Genomic DNA, 19,412 nt, shown 5'->3' on the forward strand with positions numbered 1-19,412 from the left:
GTTTTTAAATGTTTACCGAAATGTTTAAGACAACCGGCTATACTAACTAGTCCTTAGTATAGCCTTTTTTTAAAATCGTTTATCCAGCCAGATTATACTGTCCTGTCCTTTTTCCCATTGAGCGTGCGTTAGCTCACAGATCACATCCAGCGCCTGTTTCATGGGATCGTTGATAAAATTACCGGTGAATTTTTTAACGCGCAGGGATTCATCCCTGAACCGGATATCAATACCATAATATTTGTTGATAAGTGGAATCGCTGCTTCAAAGGAAATATCTTCAAATACCGGCTCGTCTTTTTTCCAGACCAGCACTTCTTTCATATTGGCTTTGGTCACCAAAGGGGCAATGGCGGCCTTGTCCAGTATTAACTGATCACCGGGCAGCAGTTCTGCTACCACGGCGTTATTAGCTTTTTGCACCTGTACTTTGCCGGTAGTAACGGTAACGGCTATTGGCGAGGCATCCCCCGCAGCCCTGATATTAAAGGAGGTTCCCAGCACCCGCGTCACTATGGCGCCGGTATGCACCAGGAACGGTTTGTTTTTATCGTGCGCTACTTCAAAAAAAGCTTCTCCTCTCAGGTATACTTCCCTGCTACCTCCATCAAAGGCGGCAGGATAATCCAGCTGGCTGTTTTCATTGAGCGTCACCACGCTGCCATCAGGGAGGGTAATTATTTTATTGGACGACTGCTGCGTTTTGGGAAGTGCCGCGGTAAGGGTAGGAGCGGGCTTTGTAACCGGCAGCAGCCACCAGGCGCTGAGCACCGCCAGTAGTACAGCGGCGGCAACGGCCATCCTTTTGTAGAAGGGATTGCGCTTTACCGTCATTACCTTGAGCATATCAACCTCCCCCTCCCGGATCTTTCCCTGCAGCTTTGTATACAATTGTTCCCACGCAGGCTCCTGCGCCGGCCGGGGCGTACGCTCCCAGAGCGCTGCCAGCTCCTGCGAAACAAGGTCGTTTTCCGACAGCTCCGCCATCAATGCCCAGAACTCTTCCAGCTCCTGCGGACTACAGTCGCCGGACAGGTATTTTTGCAGTAATAGTTTTAATCTTAACGGATTAGACGACATATGCCAGTTATATAACTGCAATGACGACAAAAAGGAGGGGGTAGTACTAATCAGTCAGAAAATAAATCTGACAGCAGCAGGAGGTACACAAAAGGGGTAATATGGTTATTCAGCAGGTATTGCTTAATGATCTTCAGGCTGTCGGTGATGGTATTTTTAACGGTGTTACGGGATAAATTCAGTTCTGTGGCTATTTCTTCATGCGTCATGCCCTTTTCCCGGCTCAGGGTGATCATAAGGCGGCGCTGGGGCGACAATTGTTTATAGGCGTTGTTCAATATCTCCCGGCATTCGTTGTTCAGCAGGCTGTAGTCGGCGCTTTGTTCCTGGTGGGCCTCCATTTGTTCGCTCACCAGTTTCTGCAACCTGGCGTTTTTAGCGGCCAGCTTGAAGAAGTCCATCGCTTTATTGTAAGCCACCTTGAACAGGAACGCGTCCATATTTTGGATATGGGTGATCAGCTCCCTGCCCGTCCACAACTTCAGGAATACGTCAATCACAATTTCCTCCGCTACCTCCCTTGATTTGGTAACAGCCAGCACATAGTGATAGAGCTTCTTTCTATGGTGTTCGAAAAGTTGTTTGAAGGCAGCTTCATCTCCTGCCGCGATGTTGGTCAGTAATTCAGTTTCATTATACATGGAATTCTTCTCTTAGTTGATATCCGGAACGTGGTTCGACAAATATATTTTTTTTCCGGAGAATAATTTTTAAAATCTCGGGGAGATGGCCGCGTCGCCTTCGGCGACTTTAAAATTGTCTTGGAGCAGGATTACACTGATTATGCTGATTTTTCGGATTTGATCATTTGGATTTTATAAATGATTTTGGGAGATATCAGCGAAAATATCCGCTTATACCTCCCAAAATCATTTATAAAATCCAAAAAGTAAAATCAACGTAATCAGTAAAATCAGTGTAATCCTGCTCCGAGACAATTTAGAATCGCCGAAGGCGATATCAGGAGAATCCGCTTAATTTGCAAGCCAATGAACAATACTTATATGACACAACCGATAAAACTACTGGCTATCTGTGGAAGCACCCGGCAATCTTCTTCCAATCACCATCTTATAAAAGCGATCACGGAACTGGGCAAGGGCACCTTTACGGTACAACTGGTGGAAAGTCTCACCACCATCCCGCATTTTAATCCCGACCAGGACATGGACGCCAACAGCGCACCGGAGGAAGTGCAACATTTCCGGGCACAACTGGCCGCCGCCGATGCCGTGCTGATATGCACCCCGGAATATGCAATTGGTGTGCCGGGAACACTTAAAAATGCCATCGACTGGACCGTCTCCTCCATGCACTTCTCCAAAAAGCCCGTCGCCCTGATCACCGCAGGTACTTCCGGCCATAAAGCGCACCAGTCGCTGCTCGGCACCTTACTGATCATCGAGTCAAAGATCGCTGAGGCAGCGCAACTCGTTATCTCCTCAGTAAGAACAAAAATCAACGACCAGGGCGTGATCACCGACCCACCCACGGAAATGCAGGTACGAAAACTGATCCAGACCCTGGCCGATGTGGCAACCGGCAAAGCAACAGACCTGTTGCCGGCGCCGTCGCTGCTCTGAATCACGTTCGGCGCGTAGGTTGTCTTACTCAGGATTAAACTTATTTCACTGATTACCCTGATTTGATCACTTTTGGATTTTAAAAGATTCGGGGAGATAGAAGCGGAAACGCGGATTTTGTCTTTCTCACTGATTACGCTGATTTTACTGATTATATCTTTTAAAAGATTTTGGGAGATATAAGCGAAAATATCCGCTTATATCTCCCAAAATCCATTAAAATCAAAAAGTGATCAAATCAGGGTAATCAGTGAAATAAGTTTAATCCTGAGTAAGACAACCTTCGCGTTTCCGCTTCTATCTCCCCGAATCCTTTAAAATCAAAAAGTGATCAAATCAGGGTAATCAGTGAAATAAGTTTAATCCTGAGTAAGACAACCTTCGCTGCATTATTTCACGCTGTACTTCACTTCTTCGGTCACGCCTTTCCAGGTGTCGGTGCGGAAAGGTGCTGCCGGGAAGCCTTCTTTGTTAAAGAGGTTGTCTTCCAGGTTATCATCTGCCCAGCCGTAGCGTACTGCTACCGGTGTGCTTACTTCGTCTGCATACACTACTACTTTATCGCCGTCAACGAATGCTTTGGCGTAGTGGAATTGCTTGTCGGCGCCGGCTACTTCAAATCCGCGGATATAGCCATATTTATCTTTCACCATAAGGCCGCTGCCGGTGCTGGTAAAGCTGAGGGTTGCCTTGTTGCCGTTTACCTGTATGGATTGGTATATGGGGCCGCTGAAAACGTTGTTTTGTCCGTAGGTGTCATGTAATGCTACGGCTGCCAGCCTTTTGCCTACATCCTGTTTGTTTTTTGGATGGATATCTTTGGATTCGCCGATGTCGGTAGTAACGGCCATGCCGGTATTAGGTACCTGCAGGGTGAGGGTTTGGGCTTCTCTCAGCTCCGCCCACTTGCTGCCTTTCTGGCTGGTGCCGTTGCTGGAGTTGAAGCTGGCCAGCTGTACAAAGTAAAAGGGAAAGTCGCCCTGGTGCCACAGCCGGCGCCAGTCGCTGATCATCAGCGGGAACGCTTTGCGGTACTGGTAGGCGCGGTCGGCATTGCTTTCGCCCTGGTACCAGATGGCGCCTTTAATGGCAAAAGGCAGTACCGGGTTAATCATGGCGTTAAACAGCAACGATGGGTAGCTGTTGGGGCCAACGGCGGTGCCGGGGTTCAGCGCCTTTTGGATGCGGAAGGACCAGTCGCCCGTAAGGGATTGCTTCTGGCTGCCTGTTTGCAGAAAAATATTCTCTGCATCTCCATAAAAACCACCGCCGCCGGTATTATCTTCTATGCTTACTGCAATTACATTAGTACCGGCTTTTAAAACACCGGCCGGGATGTGATAGGTACGGGCGGCATCATAGCCTTTGGTACTGCCTACCTGTGTACCGTTGATGTACGTAATATCGTTGTCGTCGATGGTGCCCAGGCTGAGTTCTGCTGGTTTGCCGGCATCTGCTGCAGATACCTGGAAGCTTTTACGGAACCATACGATACCGTCGAAGTCGGGGAGCAGCTGCTCTTCCCAGAGGCCGGGGACTTTCATTTTTTTCCAGGACTGGTCATCCGTATTGGCGGCAGACCAGGTGGCCACGGTGGCGGCATTGGGCAGGCCGCCCTGTAAATTCTGGATAAGCTGTTGCTGCCTGTTTTTGGCGGCGATGGCAGAGGAGTCCATGTTCAGCGTGGGAATACGTTGCATCATGTCGCCGAACTCGTCGCTGCTGGTCAGCCCCTCTTTGCTGATCCAGGTTTCCACGATGGTGCCGCCCCAGGAAGTATGTATTAACCCGATAGGTACGTGTGTTTGTTCATTCAATGCTTTGGCAAAGAAGTAGCCTACTGCCGTGAAATCGGCCGTGTTTTCCGGTGAGGCCGGTAACCAGGCGCTTTTATTCACATCATCCAGCGGCGTCACCGACATCGCTTTGGGCAGGTAAAAATGCCGGATGGCAGGGTTGGCGGATTGGGCAATTTCCTTGTTGGCGTTGGTTACGCCGTTTACATGGAATTCCATGTTCGATTGCCCGCTGCAGATCCATACGTCGCCCATCAGGATGTCGTGAAAACTGATATCATTTTTGCCTTTTACGGACAGGGTATAGGGGCCGCCTGCTTTTTCCGGCTGCAGGAATACCTTCCATTTACCGTTCTTATCGGCCTTTACCGTTTTTTCCTGTTGATTGAACCGGATAGTGACCTTTTCATTCTTATCAGCCCAACCCCATACCGGGATCGGCTTGTCGCGCTGCAGCACCATGTTGTCGCCGAAAACGTTGGGTAAACGAACGTCGGCAAAACTGAAGGAACTTATCATGGTTGCCGCCAGCAATAAAACTGTTTTTTTCATAATTGTGGTATTGTCTGTATTGTGGGGTACGCCCCTGTTGAATCATGTGCGTATAAATGTAAGGAAGACAGGCATTATTTTATAATTTTTCAGGAGAAGCCGGTAAAAATGACGCATGTACCCCTGAAAGAGGCCCAGCCACGGCCATAAGAATTATGTAAAAGATAGCATGAATTGTATAACAGTCCCGCCTCCCGGGCATCGTAATTTTACATCATCAAATTAATTATTCATCACCAGATAAAAGAATCAACATGAACGCAACACAATTCAAAACCAACATCAAATGCTCCGGATGTATTGCAACGGTAACGCCTGTATTAAATAAACTGGTGGGCGCAGATAACTGGGAAGTAGACCTGGCCAGCCCCGACAAAATACTCACCGTTACAAAAGAAAACCTGGATAAAAGCGAAATCAGGGTGGCGATAGAAAAAGCCGGTTACAAGGCAGACGCCTTATCGTAATAACAGGCAGCATGGAGTATATTATCAACAAGTAAAAACTAACAGACATGAAAAAAATATTAATGGCAGGCATCGTATTGGTAGCTGCATTTATGCAACAGGGTATGGCACAGGATAAAACTGTTTCCACACAGTTATCTCCCTTACTTTCTTTATACTACAATATTAAAGATGCACTCGTGAGCAGCAATGCGGAAGTAGCAGCCGCCAAAGCAGATGAGTTTGTAAAAGCCGCCGCCCAGGTTGATATGTCATCCATGCCGCCTGCTGTTCACAATGCCTACATGCCGCTGGCAGCAAAGCTCACGGCGGATGCAAAAGCAATAGCTGAAGCAAAAGGTATCAGTAAACAACGCGAACATTTCAAAACATTCTCTGATAATTTCTATCAGCTCGCAAAAGCTACACCGCTTTCCGCACAGCCGGTATACCAGGAATACTGCCCTATGAAAAAGGCTTACTGGTTAAGCAGCAGCAATGCTGTTAAAAATCCTTACTACGGCAACCAGATGCTTACCTGTGGTAAAGTAAGCGATACCATTAAATAGTCTTTAATCATTCGTATGAAAGCAGTATTCCTGTATATAACATTGATGAGCCTGTGTAGTATGGTTGCTGCACAGGCTTCTTTAAACACTGCGCCAAAGGTAGTCCGCTACGATTTATACGTAGGCGACAGCATGGTATACTACTCCGGTAAAATGAGCCATGCACTTACTATCAACGGCACCATCCCCGGACCCGTCCTGCACTTTACAGAAGGAGACACTGCAGAGATTTATGTACACAACACATTGAAAGAAGAAACGTCTATACACTGGCATGGGCTCATCTTACCCAATCAGTACGACGGCGTTTCCTATCTGACCACGCGGCCTGTTAAAGCCGGTGAAACACACCTCTACCGCTTTCCCGTGGTACAACACGGCACCTATTGGTACCATAGCCATACGATGTTCCAGGAACAAAGCGGTATGTATGGCGCAATTGTTTTCCATGAACGGAAAGAAACTACCGCTAAAGAATATACGTTATTGCTGAGCGACTGGACCGATATGCATCCGCATACCGTAAACCGGTACCTGCACAACGCCAACGACTGGTTCGCCATCAAAAAAGGATCGGTGCAGAGCTACGCCGAAGCCATACAGCATAAGCATTTCAAAACAAAAGTGACCAATGAATGGAAACGCATGAATGCAATGGATGTGAGCGATGTATATTACGAACGCTTCCTGTCGAACGGTAAAGAAACAGATGAACAGCCGCAATTTAAAGCCGGTGATAAAGTAAGGTTACGCATCATAAACGGCAGCTCCTCCACTTATTTCTGGCTGAACTATGCCGGCGGGAAACTCACCGTAGTGGCCAATGACGGCGCCGATGTGGAACCCGTGGAAGTAGACAGGCTCCTCGTGGGCGTATCTGAAACCTACGACGTAATAGTGACCATCCCGGATAATATGCAGTATCAGTTCCTTGCTACTGCGGAAGACCGTACCCGCTCCACTTCGCTGTGGCTGGGACAGGGCATGAAGATGCCCGCTAAGCCATTACCCCGCCTGAAATATTTCGAAGGCATGAAGATGATGAATGATATGATGAAAATGGATGGCAACCTCGATACCAGCACTGGTATGCAAATGAGTAACCAGGTAATGGATATGAACACGGTCATGTATCCTGAAATCACCGGTGATGATAAGCGGGTGAAACACGCAGGTCATGATATGCAAAACATGCAAATGGATAGCACTGCCGGAGATATCGTAACCCTGAACTACGGTATGCTGCGGGCGCCGGAAAAAACAACGCTGCCGCCCGGTCCCGTTAAACTCCTGCATTTTGAACTAACGGGGAACATGAACCGTTATGTATGGAGTATCAATAACAAAGTAGTATCTGAAACAGACAAGATCTTAATAAAGAAAGGCGAAATTGTACGGATCGTGTTGTACAACAACACCATGATGCGGCATCCCATGCACCTGCACGGGCATTTCTTCCGGGTGCTGAACGGACAGGGCGAATACTCGCCGCTGAAAACCGTACTGGACATTATGCCGATGGAAGTGGATACGATTGAGTTTGCCGCTACCGAAAGCGGCGACTGGTTCTTCCACTGTCACATTTTATATCACATGATGAGTGGCATGGGACGGGTGTTTAGTTACGAAAATTCACCGTCGAATCCGGAAGTGCCGGACCCTGTTAAAGCCTACCGCATGTTGAAGAAAGACGACCGTATGTTGTACCCGATGGCGCGCGTAGGGCTGGAAAGCACCGGTAGTGATGGTGAAATCGTAGTAGCGAATAGCCGTTACCGTTTGTCTACCGAATGGCGTGTAGGATTAAACGACCGGGATGGTTATGAAAGTGAAAGCCATTTCGGGAGATATCTCGGTAAGAACCAGTGGCTGTTCCCTTACATCGGTTGGGACGTGCGTTACCGCAAAATGGATGAACCGGAGAAAAATCTCTTCAGCCAGAAAAATACAAAGGATTTCAGGCAGGTATTTCATGTGGGCGTGGAATACACTTTACCCATGCTGATCGTGGCAGATGCTTCTGTAGACACAGATGGTAAAATAAGGGTGCAGTTAACAAGAGAGGATGTGCCACTTACAAGAAGGTTACGTTTTGGTTTTATGGTGAACACCGATAAAGAATACATGGCGGGGTTCCGGTACATTGTTACAAAGAACTTTGCATTTTCTACACACTATGACAGTGACATGGGACTTGGAGCAGGTATTACATTAAGCTATTAAAATATACAGCAATGGAACATCAGCATCAGCACAACACCATGAAAATGGAGCATGCGCATGCATCCATGAATCACGGTGCACATCACGATCATCATGCCATGATGATCGCCGATTTCAGGAAACGTTTTTATGTAGTGCTGGTGCTGACGGTACCGGTGATGTTACTATCAGAAATGATTCAGCACTGGCTGGGCATTTCTTTTACATTTCTGGGAGATGGATATGTTTTGCTGGTATTATCTTCTGTTGTGTTTCTTTATGGCGGATGGCCTTTCCTGAAGGGGTGGTGGGAAGAAATGAAAAGCCGGGAGCCGGGCATGATGACGCTCATCGGCTTTGCTATTACAGTAGCCTATGTGTACAGCGTGGCTACCGTATTCGGTTTGCCCGGCATGGATTTTTTCTGGGAGCTTACCACCCTGATTCTCATCATGCTGCTGGGACACTGGATTGAAATGAAATCGGTGATGGGCGCCTCGCGGGAGCTGGAGCTGCTGGTGCAGCTGATGCCGGATGAAGCGCACCTGGTACATGGCGATCATGTGATGGATGTAAAAACCGCGGAACTGAAAGCGGGAGATGTTATCCTGGTAAAGCCCGGGGAGAAAGTGGCGGCAGATGGTACCATCCTGGAAGGCAACACGTCGTTGAATGAAAGTATGCTTACCGGCGAATCCAAACCGGTGGAAAAGCAGGCGAACGATAAAGTAATTGCCGGTTCTATCAACGGCAATGGCGCTATCAGGGTCACTGTTACGCATGGTGTGGCCGACTCCTATCTTTCGCAGGTAGTGAAGCTGGTGCAGGATGCGCAGCAATCCCGTTCGAAAACCCAGCTGCTGGCCGACAAAGCCGCGCGCTGGCTTACAGTAATTGCCATTTTATCCGGTATTGCCACTTTCTTATACTGGTGGTTGAGCGGCCGGGAGTTGTCGTTTGCCATAGAGCGCATGGTAACGGTGATCGTGATCTGTTGCCCGCATGCGCTGGGCCTGGCGGTGCCGCTGGTAATTGCGAAATCCACCGCTTTATCCGCACGGCATGGGTTGCTCATAAAAAACCGCACCGACTTTGAGAATTCGAGGAAGATTACCACTATTGTTTTTGATAAGACAGGTACCCTCACCGTAGGCCGTTTTGAAGTGGTGAGGTTTGATTCATTGCAGCAGGGTATTTCCAAAGAAGAGATCCTGGAAATGGCGGCTGCGCTGGAAGGCAGTTCCGAACATCCCATTGCTGCGGGGATTACAGGTAAAGCAAAAGAAATGCAGCTTACCCCGCCGGCGGCGGAAAATGTAACGGCCATCACCGGGAAAGGTATCACCGGCAATATTGCCGGGAAAGAAGTGCAGGTGGTGAGTCCTGGTTATGTGGCCGAACAGTTCAGGGATGCCGCTACCGCCTCCATTGAGCCGGGAGAAACCCTGGTATATGTGATAAAGGACAACAAGGTAGCGGGCTTTATTGCGCTGGCGGACCAGATCCGGCCGGAATCGGCAGGCGCCATTGCCACGCTGAAGGAAAACCGGATCAAAACGGTGCTGCTCACCGGCGATAACAAAGTGGTAGCAGAAAGCGTAAGTAAGACGCTTGGTATGGACAGCTATATTGCTGAAGTGCTGCCGCACCAGAAACTGGATAAGATTAAAGCATTGCAGCAACAGGGCGAATTTGTAGCCATGACCGGCGACGGTATCAACGACGCCCCCGCGCTGGCGCAGGCCAACGTGGGTATTGCCATCGGCAGCGGCAGCGATGTGGCGGCAGAAACGGCCGGCATCGTACTGGTGAACAGCAACCCGCAAGACGTAGTAAACCTGATTTTATTTGGTAAGGCCACTTTCCGGAAAATGATCCAGAACCTCGCCTGGGCAACGGGTTATAATATTGTGGCGCTGCCATTGGCCGCCGGCGTGCTTTATAAAGAGGGAATTATGCTGAGCCCCGCTGCAGGAGCGGTGTTGATGACAGTAAGCACCGTGGTGGTAGCCATTAATGCCAGCCTGTTGAAAGTGAAAGGTTCCGGGAAATAAATAATCACTAAATTGCAATAGGATTATGAATGTGATATAACTGATTTTACAACTGTATTGCTTTGTCAGCTATCCCGCGAATGCCTCTCAAAATATAGCCATATGAACATCGGTCAACTTTTTCACCGTGTTGTAAATACCGGAACCTTCCGCCAGGAGGAATCGCTGGCAAAGGTGACCAGGATGGTTAATACTTTTTCTGTTGTTACCACCACGCTTTGCCTTTTATTCGGCATCCTTGCTTACATGGGTACCGGGAAATTTGACCTGCTGATCCCTGCTTATATAGAAGCCGGACTTTTCCTCGGCGTATTTTTCCTTAACGCTGTAAATAAACCCGTTTTAGCCAGCATCGCCTTCATTGCCATTAACAATATCGCCATCGTTTATTTCAGCGCCGTAATGGGCATGTTAACGGAAGTACACCTGTTATTCCTGTTCCTGCTCGGGGCGTCGCTCATGATTTTCAGAACACGCGCGCTGGTGGTGGCCAGTATTGTGGTGGCGGTGGTGTCGGTAACGGCCTGCGAAATCAATTATTACTATACACTGATCACTCCCATGGAAATGGGGCATAGCCAGCAATTTATGATCCGCTGGATAACGCTACCGGCGATCCTCCTGCTGGATGTAGCTACTATCTTCCTGTATGTAAGAAAACTAAAAACGCTCAATATAAAACTGGCAAAAGCAACGGATGAGAAAACGATCTTTGTCAGGGAAACCAGCCATGAAATCCGGAACCCGCTGAATGCCATTTATGGTATCAGCCAGGACCTGATGATGAAAGCGCAGAAAGAGGAACGTTATAGTGATATCCGCCCGGAAATAGAGCACCTGTATTCCGCTACGCATAATGTTTTACAGATCATCAATAATGTGCTGGCCATTTCTAAAATAGAAGACGGCGCAGCCCATGCTATTCACCCCGAATCATTTAATATCCGCGAACTGATTTCCGACAAGATCATCGTATACCAATACATTGCTGATCTGCGGGGAATAAAGATCAGGGCAGATATTGCAGAAGATATGCCCTGCTATATACTGGCAGATAAAAACAAGCTCGCACAGGTGCTGAATAACCTGCTGTTTAACGCCATCAAATTTACCCGCACCAACAGCCTGATTTCAGTTGGCGTTTTGTGCGAAGAAGCACAGTGGCAGTTCATGGTAAAGGACCAGGGCCAGGGTATTCCAGCAGCGGACCTGGTGACCCTGTTCACACCGTTTAAATCAGGTAAAAGCGATTTTGAAGGAACGGGTCTTGGATTACCGATCACAAAAAAATATGTGGAAATGATGAGTGGAAAGATTACTGTTACCAGTATACCGGAAGAAGGAGCCACCTTTATTGTGCGGTTACCATTAACGGTGAGTTCGGCGCCGTCGCCTGCCCAGGGAGGCTGGATGGAGTTAACGCTCCATAAAGGGCTGAAAAGCCTGGTAATTGATGATAATGAGATGAGCCAGCTGGTATTGTCCAGCTTTCTGCGCAGGCTCGGCTTCACTACCATAGTGGCCGGCAGCGGGGCAGAAGGTATTAACAAAGCAATGGATGAAAAACCGGATCTTATTTTCATAGATAGTTATATGCCGGGACTTAGCGGGAAAGATACCCTTCAACTGCTCGGTGATATACCTGCTTTAAAAAATATTCCGGTGATCGCCGTATCGGGCGATGCATTCCAGGAGTCGATCGATGATATGCTTGGCGCGGGCGCCAGGGAATATATCTCTAAACCTATTGATCTTAAACTGTTGAACAGCACCGTAAATAAAGTGTTGTTCCAATAGTTACGCATATACGTACTGATAGCGGGTAGTATCTTTACCACTCCAGTCGATGTTGCCTTTCATCATTTGTCCCAACGTTAAAATATACTTTTCCAGTACCGGCCGTACGCCAGCTGCGCATACAGCGGTGAGCACATCGGCGGTGTTGTTGAACAATGCAACTTCGGAGTTGTGGATCTTCACGGCCTGTTCTACCGCCTGGTCCAGCGTAAGCTGCTGGTGATGTTTCAGCAGCATAACCAGGTTCAGTTCATCGCCGAGTTCTGATTCTTTCGAGAAGGAGTAGAGATCGTTGGCCCAGCAAATGGTACGGCTGCAATATAATCCCATGTTTTTTACCTGCGGGTTGGCGCGCAGATCGGCGGGCAGATGGATGGCGCCCATCAGGGTAGCCAGTTCCAGGAAAAAGTTGGCGCCGCCGATCTGGGGGCGGAAGCGCATATAATCTTTCAGGGAAATATTGCGGGCATGATCTACGTGTTGCATACGCCACAAATTGGCCGTAAAGGCATCTTTCAGGCTGCGGGCGAAACGCGTCTGCCAGGCCCGGTTGCTGATCCGGCACATCCGCTGCCAGATATCGCTCATGGCAGCCAGCAGGGGACCGCCGCTTTCCAGCGTAAACGTCCGGCCGGTTTGCAGTATCTGCATCATGTGATGCGCCATACGCTCAAAGCCGGTGTTGAATTCATTAGGCGCCAGCGCATCGAGATGATCATCCCACAAAAAAAGAAGCGTGTTAAAATCGCTCGCAATACATAAAGAAAAGAAAGGTGCATCCGGGAACATCCTGGCTACCATCCAGGTGAACTTCTGATCATGATAAGCATTCCAGGAGCTTTCGTCTGTAGCAAGATGAAAAGTATGCACCCAACCAGTGGTATGCGCATCCGCTTCATGTACCTGCGGGTGCAGGCGCTGAGGATAGGGACAATAAAGGTCCGGACGGGAAATAGTTGTAAACATGACACATTGTATTTAAAAGTGAATAGATAAAAGTTGACGTTGATAGCTGGCTTTCGATTACTTTTACAAAAATCTCAATGTACCTGGCGACGTGTGAAAAAATAGCAGGAACGCTTCTGCAACAATGAACAATTGACCAATTCAGCCGTTATAGTTATAAGCAAATTATCAACCGTTACTGTAATCAACCATCATAAGCAAGTGAACAAATCGCGCAATTCAAATCAGTCAATAGCATAAGTATTATCAACCTTAAAACTCACATGTATGTGGACTTGTTTACGTTCCTGCAAACGCGGAACATTTTCTTTATACCTCATGCTCTGCTGTACTGCTGCAGCCTTTGCCCAAAACATTAAAGTCACCGGAACAATTACTTCCACCAAAAAGGAAGTGATACCTGGCGTTTCTGTATTACTGAAAGGTACTAAAACAGGCAGCGTTTCCGATGCAGCCGGTAACTATTCCATCAACGCACCGGCCAACGGCGTACTGGTCTTTAATGCCATCGGCTACCTGCGCCAGGAAATTCCCATTAACAACCAAACCACTATCAACGTCACCGTAGTGGAAGACAACAAACAGCTGGGAGAAGTAGTAGTCACCGCTTTGGGTATCACCAAAGCTAAAAAGAGCCTGGGCTTTTCGGCCACTGAAATTAAAGGCGGCGACCTGGCCATGACCAATGAAGTAAACCCGGTGAATGCCCTGCAGGGAAAAGTAGCCGGCGTGCAGATCGACCAGGGCGCAGGCGGACTTTTTGGAAGCACCAAGATAGTGATCCGCGGTAACTCCACCCTCCGTAGTAACAACCAGCCCATTTTTGTGATCGATGGCGTAATCGTGGATAATGGCACGTTCAGCGGTACGGGCCGCGACTTTGGTAATGACCTGAAGAACCTGAACATGGAAGACTTTGAGTCGGTTACCGTGCTGAAAGGATCATCCGCTGCCGCATTATACGGTTCCCGCGCTATCAACGGGGTCATCCTCATCACTACCAAAAAAGGGCATGAAAGAAAAGGTTTAGGCATTAACGTTAGTCAGACGTTTAATGTATTCAAACCTTACTCCGGCCCCGACTTCCAGAATGAATTCGGCGGTGGCACCGTAGGCAATTTTTTTACTGATAACCGCGATCCCAATTACAAACCGAACGAACAATGGAGAACAAAAGTGTTCCCCACAGACCCGGCCACCGGTAAGCCGTATATCGACCGGCAGATAGGACGGGAACTGGAGAACTGGGGACCCCGCTTTGCCGGCCAGGACGTTATCAACTACGACGGCACCCCCACAAAATATGTAGCGCAACCCAATAATTTCCTCGACGCATTTCAAACCGGTCATGGTTCCGCTACCAACGTGTCGCTAGATGGCGGTAACGACCGCTCCACCTTCCGCGTGTCTTACACCCGCGACCAGAGCGAAGGTATTGTAGCTAAAAACAGCCTGCTCAAAAACAGCGTGGAAGCACGCGTTACCCATGTGATCAATAAATTCCTGAGCGCTGATGTAAGCACCAACTACACCTACTTCACCGGAAGGAACCCGCCACGGCTGGGTGGCCTGGATGCCTTTGCTTCCTATAACTTCGGTAAACTGTTTACCTGGATCCTGCCACGTAACTATGATACCAGGTACTGGATGCAAAAACAACATTACACCAGCGCACTCGGCGGCGCTCCCAACCCGGCAGATCCTAATGAAACGAACAAGTCGCCGGAATCCCGCTTCTGGTTTAATTTATATGAAAACGATTATTTCCAGAATGAGCAAACCATCCGCGGGCGTGTAGCCATTACCGCTAAGCTCACCCCCTGGGCTAACCTGGTACTGGAAGGCAACGTAAATAACCTGTACACCAAAAATGAAAACAAGGAACTGGGACAGGGACAGAATTTCACCGGTGGCTTATACGGTCTCGGACATACGAGCAAAGAAAGTTATTTCTTTAAATGGATGGGAACCATTAATAAAACCCTCACCAAAGATCTTGACCTCAGCGGTTACATAGGCGGTGAAACCCAACGTTTCCAAACTACCTACAATTACAGCGAAACAGTAGGCGGACTCAGTTACCCCGGCAATTACTTCCTGGCAAACTCTGTAGAGAAGCCAAGAGCAGAAGGCGGGCTGAAAAGTAAGAAAGCCTTTAACTCTATTTATGCAAGCGTGGACCTGGCCTGGAAAAACCAGCTGTTTGTACAGGGTACCTTCCGCGGCGACTGGTCATCCGCACTTACCTATACCGATGGCAGCGGTAATTTCTTTTACCAGTACCCGGCTGTCAGCGTTTCCTGGCTGTTCTCCGAAACCTTTAAACTGCCTGCATGGATTTCCTATGGTAAGTTAAGAGGTAATATCGCCGGACTGGGTAATGACACCGATCCTTTTAATATCAACCCCGGATTTGCGTTTAACGGTTACACTTCTTCCGGCGGCCTGGATCTGCCCATCTCTACTTACAGCCGGTACCCCGATCCGCTTACCGGTAAATTTATTGCACTGGTACCCGATCTGAAACCCGAAAGAAAAGTAGCAAAGGAACTGGGTGCGGAAATGCGTTTTCTCAAAAACAGGGTAGGCTTTGATGTATCTGTTTACCAGGATAATACCAAAAACCAGATCCTCGATATTGGCACTCCGCCGGAATCCGGACTGGAAGGCATTATCATCAACGCCGGAAATATCCAGAACAGGGGACTGGAAGTGATGATCGATGGAACACCGGTGAAAATAAACAGCTTTGAATGGAACACCAGCGTGAACTACTCCCTTAACAGGAACCTCATTAAATCGCTGTACCCCGGCAGAACAGAGTACGACCTGAAAGCCAATGTAGGAGAAATCAGTACCTGGGCTATTGTAGGTAAATCCTACGGTACCCTCCGTACTACCATCCATTCAAAAGCATACCAGGCCACCGACGCCAATGGCAACCCGGTAGCCGATCCCAATAACGGCAAACCTGAACTGGCCTGGCGCTCCGATGCACGCGCCGGATTTCCTGCCCGCAGCAATACCCTGCAGGATGTAGGTGATATCAATGCAAAGTTCCGTGCAGGATGGAGCAATACTTTCCGGTTTAAAAATCTTTCGCTGAATGTATTACTGGATGGCAAATTTGGCGGCGACTTTGTACTGCTTACCTACCGTTATGGCACACATACCGGTGTATTGCCCAACACGCTCCAGGGAAGGGATGCAGAACATGGCGGCATCACCTGGACGAGCAAGTATGATCAGCAAACCTACGACGACGGACTTATTCCAGACGGCGTATTTGCCAAAGGCCAGATGGTGACCATGCCCGATGGCTCTCAGGTAAATGTAGGCGGCATGACCTATCAGCAGGCTTATGAAAAAGGTTTTGTAGAACCTACGCACGCCCCGCAGTTTTATTATCGCTATGGTTCTTCTTCCACCGGTGTTTCCGATTACTGGATCAAAAAGAATTCCTGGATTTCATTAAGACAGGTGTCTTTAGCATACCAGTTTTCACCGGCACTGTGCAAGAAGCTGATGCTGAATAATCTCAGCGTGGCGATTATTGGCCGCGACTTACTATACCTGTACAATTCATTGCCTTTTAATTACAATCCTGCTTCCAACAACTCCAATAACACGGCCTTCTCCGGTGAAGAAGGATTTCTGCCGATGGTACGCTCCATTGCAGGCACTATCAGGGTTGGGTTCTAAGGGGAATTAAATTGTACAAACAAAAAATCAAGATCATGAAAAATACATTTCAATATATAAGAACCGGTTTGTTGCTGGCACTGCTGGGCGTTAGTTCGTGCTCTAAAAATTTCGGGGATATCAATACCAACCCCAGTCTCGTTTCCAAGCCGGATGTGAAGTTCCTTTTAAGTTATTCGCAGGATAAGATCATTACCTACCAGGGTACAGAATGGGTGTGGGAAAGCATGGAACAGCTGATGCGTTTTACGCAGCATGTTACTTCCAGTCCGTACGAAATCACCAACAATGTAAATACCCGCTATAATAACTACTACCTGCAAATCTTACCTAATCTTTTTGAGATAAGAAAGCAGGTAGAGGCGATGCCGAATAAAGATGCGTACCAGAAGGTTGCTATGGCCACCTACGTATTACAGGTGCTCCACGGGATTAAAGTAACGGATATGAACGGCTCCATTCCTTATTCACAAGCCATTGAAGGCCGTTACCAGGCGCAATACGGACCGGTATACGATGAGCAGCCCGCCCTGTTCAATAACTGGCTTTCACAACTCGATGCGGCCATTGCGGTGCTGTCCAATAATTCACTGCCTGCGCAGGTAGGCTACGGTCAATCGGACATTTTTTACCAGAGCGACTGGACTAAATGGGTGAAGCTGGCCAACACGCTTAAACTTCGTATAGCCGCCAGGTTAGAGAACGCTGATAAAGCAAAATGCCAGGCCATTTTTCAGCAGGTATTAAAAGACGCTACCGGGCCTATTGATGGTGACGATTCACAGGTGAAGTATCTCAACAGCACCTATACGCCCTTTGGCAACGGGGGAGACATAGATTACCGCAGCCGCCGCTATGCCACCACTTCCATCATGGCGTTCCTGAAAAAGAGCCAGGACCCGCGTTTACCGGTATATTTTGAAAAGAACGACCTGGTAGGCGGTTATAAAGATTCGCTGACAAAATACAATGTTACATTGCCTGCTTTCATTAATCCCAACGATCCGCTGATCATGTACCAGGGCGGTCCGGCCGACTGGACCACCAATCCCGCTGTGGCAGCGTATATCGGGAATGGATTTATTGTGAGTCAGTATACCAAATACAACCTGATATCGCCCATCAACCGCAGGTTCTTTTCTCCCAAACTGAACTCGGCTACGGGCAATTTCCTCGATGTACCGGTTACCTACGCCGAAACCTGTTTTTATATAGCAGAGTTTATACAGAAAGGATATGCCGGTGGAGCGGATACCAAAGGAACGGCGGAAGACTGGTATAAGAAAGGTATTACATCTTCCATTCAAACTATGAATGCGATTGCGGTGGCAGCCGGTTCTACTACCGCCTACACGGGCACCGGTTTAACTGAAATCAATGCCTATCTGAATAATGCGCAGGTGAAATTCAATGGCGTTAATAACCTCGAACGGATCTACATACAGGCTTACCTGAGTATGTACCGGCAGGCTAATGAAGCGTATGTATTTTGCAGGCGCACCGGGTATCCTAAAACGGGCTCTGCTTACTATGGCAGGGAAACTTTTAATGAGCTGATACCGCGCCGGTTCTGGTTAACAGATCCAGGCGAAGTAAACAGGGCCAACTGGAATACGGCGATGCAGCAGCAGGGCTTTACGCCCAATGCGCAGGATTTGCCTACACTGAGTTCGCAAAGGATCTGGTATGATAAACAGGCGCCGGATTTTGGAAAGGGATTGTAGAGAAGTGGTGTTACCCAAAGGAGCTGCCTCATTTATAAATGAGGCAGTTTTTTTATTTTGCGGTTGAAAGAGAATTAATATGGTAAATTTGAATTTCAGTGGCCGATTAATAAGTCTCTTTATTACTTCTCCAATACTTCTCGGATACATCTCCAATACTTCTCAGATACTTAGGACTCGTCTATGTGTCGTATTCCCCATACAGTCCCCATACAGTCCCGATACAGTTCCCATACTCTCACAATACTCTCATGATACACTCCCCATACACTCCCCATACACTGGGACTATTTCTGACCGCAACAGATTCCGGCATAATCCGGCAAAAAGCGGCAAAACCGGCAGGTTTATTTTTATGCATTTATGCAGAAGAGTAACTTCGAATCTCAAACTTTCGGCAGGGTACTATAACGTGGCGGCTATCCTGTTAACGGTTTCTTTCAGCGCTGTTAAAGAAGAGGTACTCGTCACCTTATTGACTTTCATCCGGATAATTTTATCCTTCTTTCTTACCATGATCAGCTGGAAGTTATCGCTGTCGGTTTGAAAGAAGCCTTCATCGCCGGTGTTATCGAGTAGCTGGATGTTGCCATTGCGGCGGTTGTCGTCCAATATACCGGTGTAGGTTTTTTGTGCAGCAGCTACTGAACGGTACTTTTCATAGTTGTAGTACACATTACCGGTTTTCCCGGAAACGGGGTCCGATTCCACGGCTGTAAAAGCGCAGCGGTACTTCAGTGCATCGCGTTCCTGTTTTTCTGATTTCAGGGTGAGTAATGCAGGCTGGCCCAGTATTTTGGCGGCGTCTGCGGGAGTGAGGTAGAAGTAGGGAACAGTATCTGTGGCAAAGCCTGATGAAATCAGGGGAAGCAGCAGGAATAGAAAGAGCAGTGTTTTCATAACAGTATCAGTTAAGAGGAATTTTACACGGTTGCTACTTT

The 19,412-nt window shown here is 48.1% G+C and carries 13 protein-coding genes; 8 read left to right on the plus strand and 5 right to left on the minus strand.

The features are described 5' to 3' along the window. Positions 1-69: 69 nt before the first annotated feature. Together ACLHR0_RS21505 and ACLHR0_RS21510 are read right to left on the minus strand one after the other, a co-directional pair. Positions 70-1,080 (minus strand): FecR family protein, encoded by a 1,011-nt coding sequence (locus tag ACLHR0_RS21505; protein WP_436489375.1) that lies wholly within the window; start codon positions 1,078-1,080, stop codon positions 70-72. Positions 1,081-1,130: 50 nt separating this feature from the next. Next, positions 1,131-1,721, minus strand: a complete 591-nt coding sequence (locus ACLHR0_RS21510; RefSeq protein ID WP_429046844.1) for an RNA polymerase sigma factor — start codon at positions 1,719-1,721, stop codon at positions 1,131-1,133. A gap of 348 nt (positions 1,722-2,069) precedes the next feature. Here ACLHR0_RS21510 and ACLHR0_RS21515 point away from each other — a divergent pair, with 348 nt between their 5' ends. Then, positions 2,070-2,663 (plus strand): NADPH-dependent FMN reductase, encoded by a 594-nt coding sequence (locus ACLHR0_RS21515; RefSeq protein WP_436489377.1) that lies wholly within the window; start codon positions 2,070-2,072, stop codon positions 2,661-2,663. A 389-nt stretch (positions 2,664-3,052) separates the two neighbouring features. Here ACLHR0_RS21515 and ACLHR0_RS21520 read toward each other — a convergent pair whose 3' ends face one another. Then, positions 3,053-5,011 carry a sialate O-acetylesterase gene (locus ACLHR0_RS21520; protein ID WP_436489379.1) on the minus strand — a complete coding sequence of 653 codons (1,959 nt, stop codon included), beginning with the start codon at positions 5,009-5,011 and terminating at the stop codon, positions 3,053-3,055. A gap of 254 nt (positions 5,012-5,265) precedes the next feature. On the opposite strand from ACLHR0_RS21520, the gene ACLHR0_RS21525 reads away from it, so the two are divergent. The 5 genes from ACLHR0_RS21525 (at position 5,266) to ACLHR0_RS21545 (ending at position 12,079) form a co-directional block, all read left to right on the plus strand. Then, positions 5,266-5,478, plus strand: coding sequence for a heavy-metal-associated domain-containing protein (locus ACLHR0_RS21525; protein ID WP_370911476.1), 213 nt, complete (start codon positions 5,266-5,268; stop codon positions 5,476-5,478). Positions 5,479-5,525: 47 nt separating this feature from the next. Then, positions 5,526-6,026, plus strand: coding sequence for a DUF3347 domain-containing protein (locus ACLHR0_RS21530; RefSeq protein WP_436489381.1), 501 nt, complete (start codon positions 5,526-5,528; stop codon positions 6,024-6,026). A 15-nt stretch (positions 6,027-6,041) separates the two neighbouring features. Continuing rightward, positions 6,042-8,249, plus strand: coding sequence for a multicopper oxidase domain-containing protein (locus ACLHR0_RS21535; protein ID WP_436489383.1), 2,208 nt, complete (start codon positions 6,042-6,044; stop codon positions 8,247-8,249). 11 nt (positions 8,250-8,260) lie between these two features. Then, a complete protein-coding gene (locus ACLHR0_RS21540; RefSeq protein ID WP_436489385.1) occupies positions 8,261-10,282 on the plus strand; it encodes a copper-translocating P-type ATPase in 2,022 nt (673 codons plus the stop codon). A 102-nt stretch (positions 10,283-10,384) separates the two neighbouring features. Next, a complete protein-coding gene (locus ACLHR0_RS21545; RefSeq protein ID WP_436489387.1) occupies positions 10,385-12,079 on the plus strand; it encodes an ATP-binding response regulator in 1,695 nt (564 codons plus the stop codon). On the opposite strand, the gene ACLHR0_RS21550 is transcribed toward ACLHR0_RS21545, so the two are convergent. Beyond that, entirely contained in the window at positions 12,080-13,045 is a 966-nt protein-coding gene (locus tag ACLHR0_RS21550) for a terpene synthase family protein (protein WP_436489389.1), read from the minus strand. 267 nt (positions 13,046-13,312) lie between these two features. Between ACLHR0_RS21550 and ACLHR0_RS21555 the strand changes: the two genes are divergently transcribed. Together ACLHR0_RS21555 and ACLHR0_RS21560 are read left to right on the plus strand one after the other, a co-directional pair. Next, the gene (locus ACLHR0_RS21555; protein WP_436489391.1) at positions 13,313-16,747 is read left to right on the plus strand and encodes a SusC/RagA family TonB-linked outer membrane protein; all 3,435 of its coding nucleotides are present in this window, start codon (positions 13,313-13,315) and stop codon (positions 16,745-16,747) included. Positions 16,748-16,782: 35 nt separating this feature from the next. Beyond that, a complete protein-coding gene (locus ACLHR0_RS21560; protein WP_436489393.1) occupies positions 16,783-18,471 on the plus strand; it encodes a SusD/RagB family nutrient-binding outer membrane lipoprotein in 1,689 nt (562 codons plus the stop codon). A 405-nt stretch (positions 18,472-18,876) separates the two neighbouring features. On the opposite strand, the gene ACLHR0_RS21565 is transcribed toward ACLHR0_RS21560, so the two are convergent. Next, positions 18,877-19,371 carry a hypothetical protein gene (locus ACLHR0_RS21565; protein WP_436489394.1) on the minus strand — a complete coding sequence of 165 codons (495 nt, stop codon included), beginning with the start codon at positions 19,369-19,371 and terminating at the stop codon, positions 18,877-18,879. Between the last annotated feature and the right edge of the window lie 41 nt (positions 19,372-19,412).

Origin of the sequence: Chitinophaga sp. ARDCPP14, assembly GCF_051362515.1 — a bacterium.
Lineage (GTDB): Bacteria > Bacteroidota > Bacteroidia > Chitinophagales > Chitinophagaceae > Chitinophaga.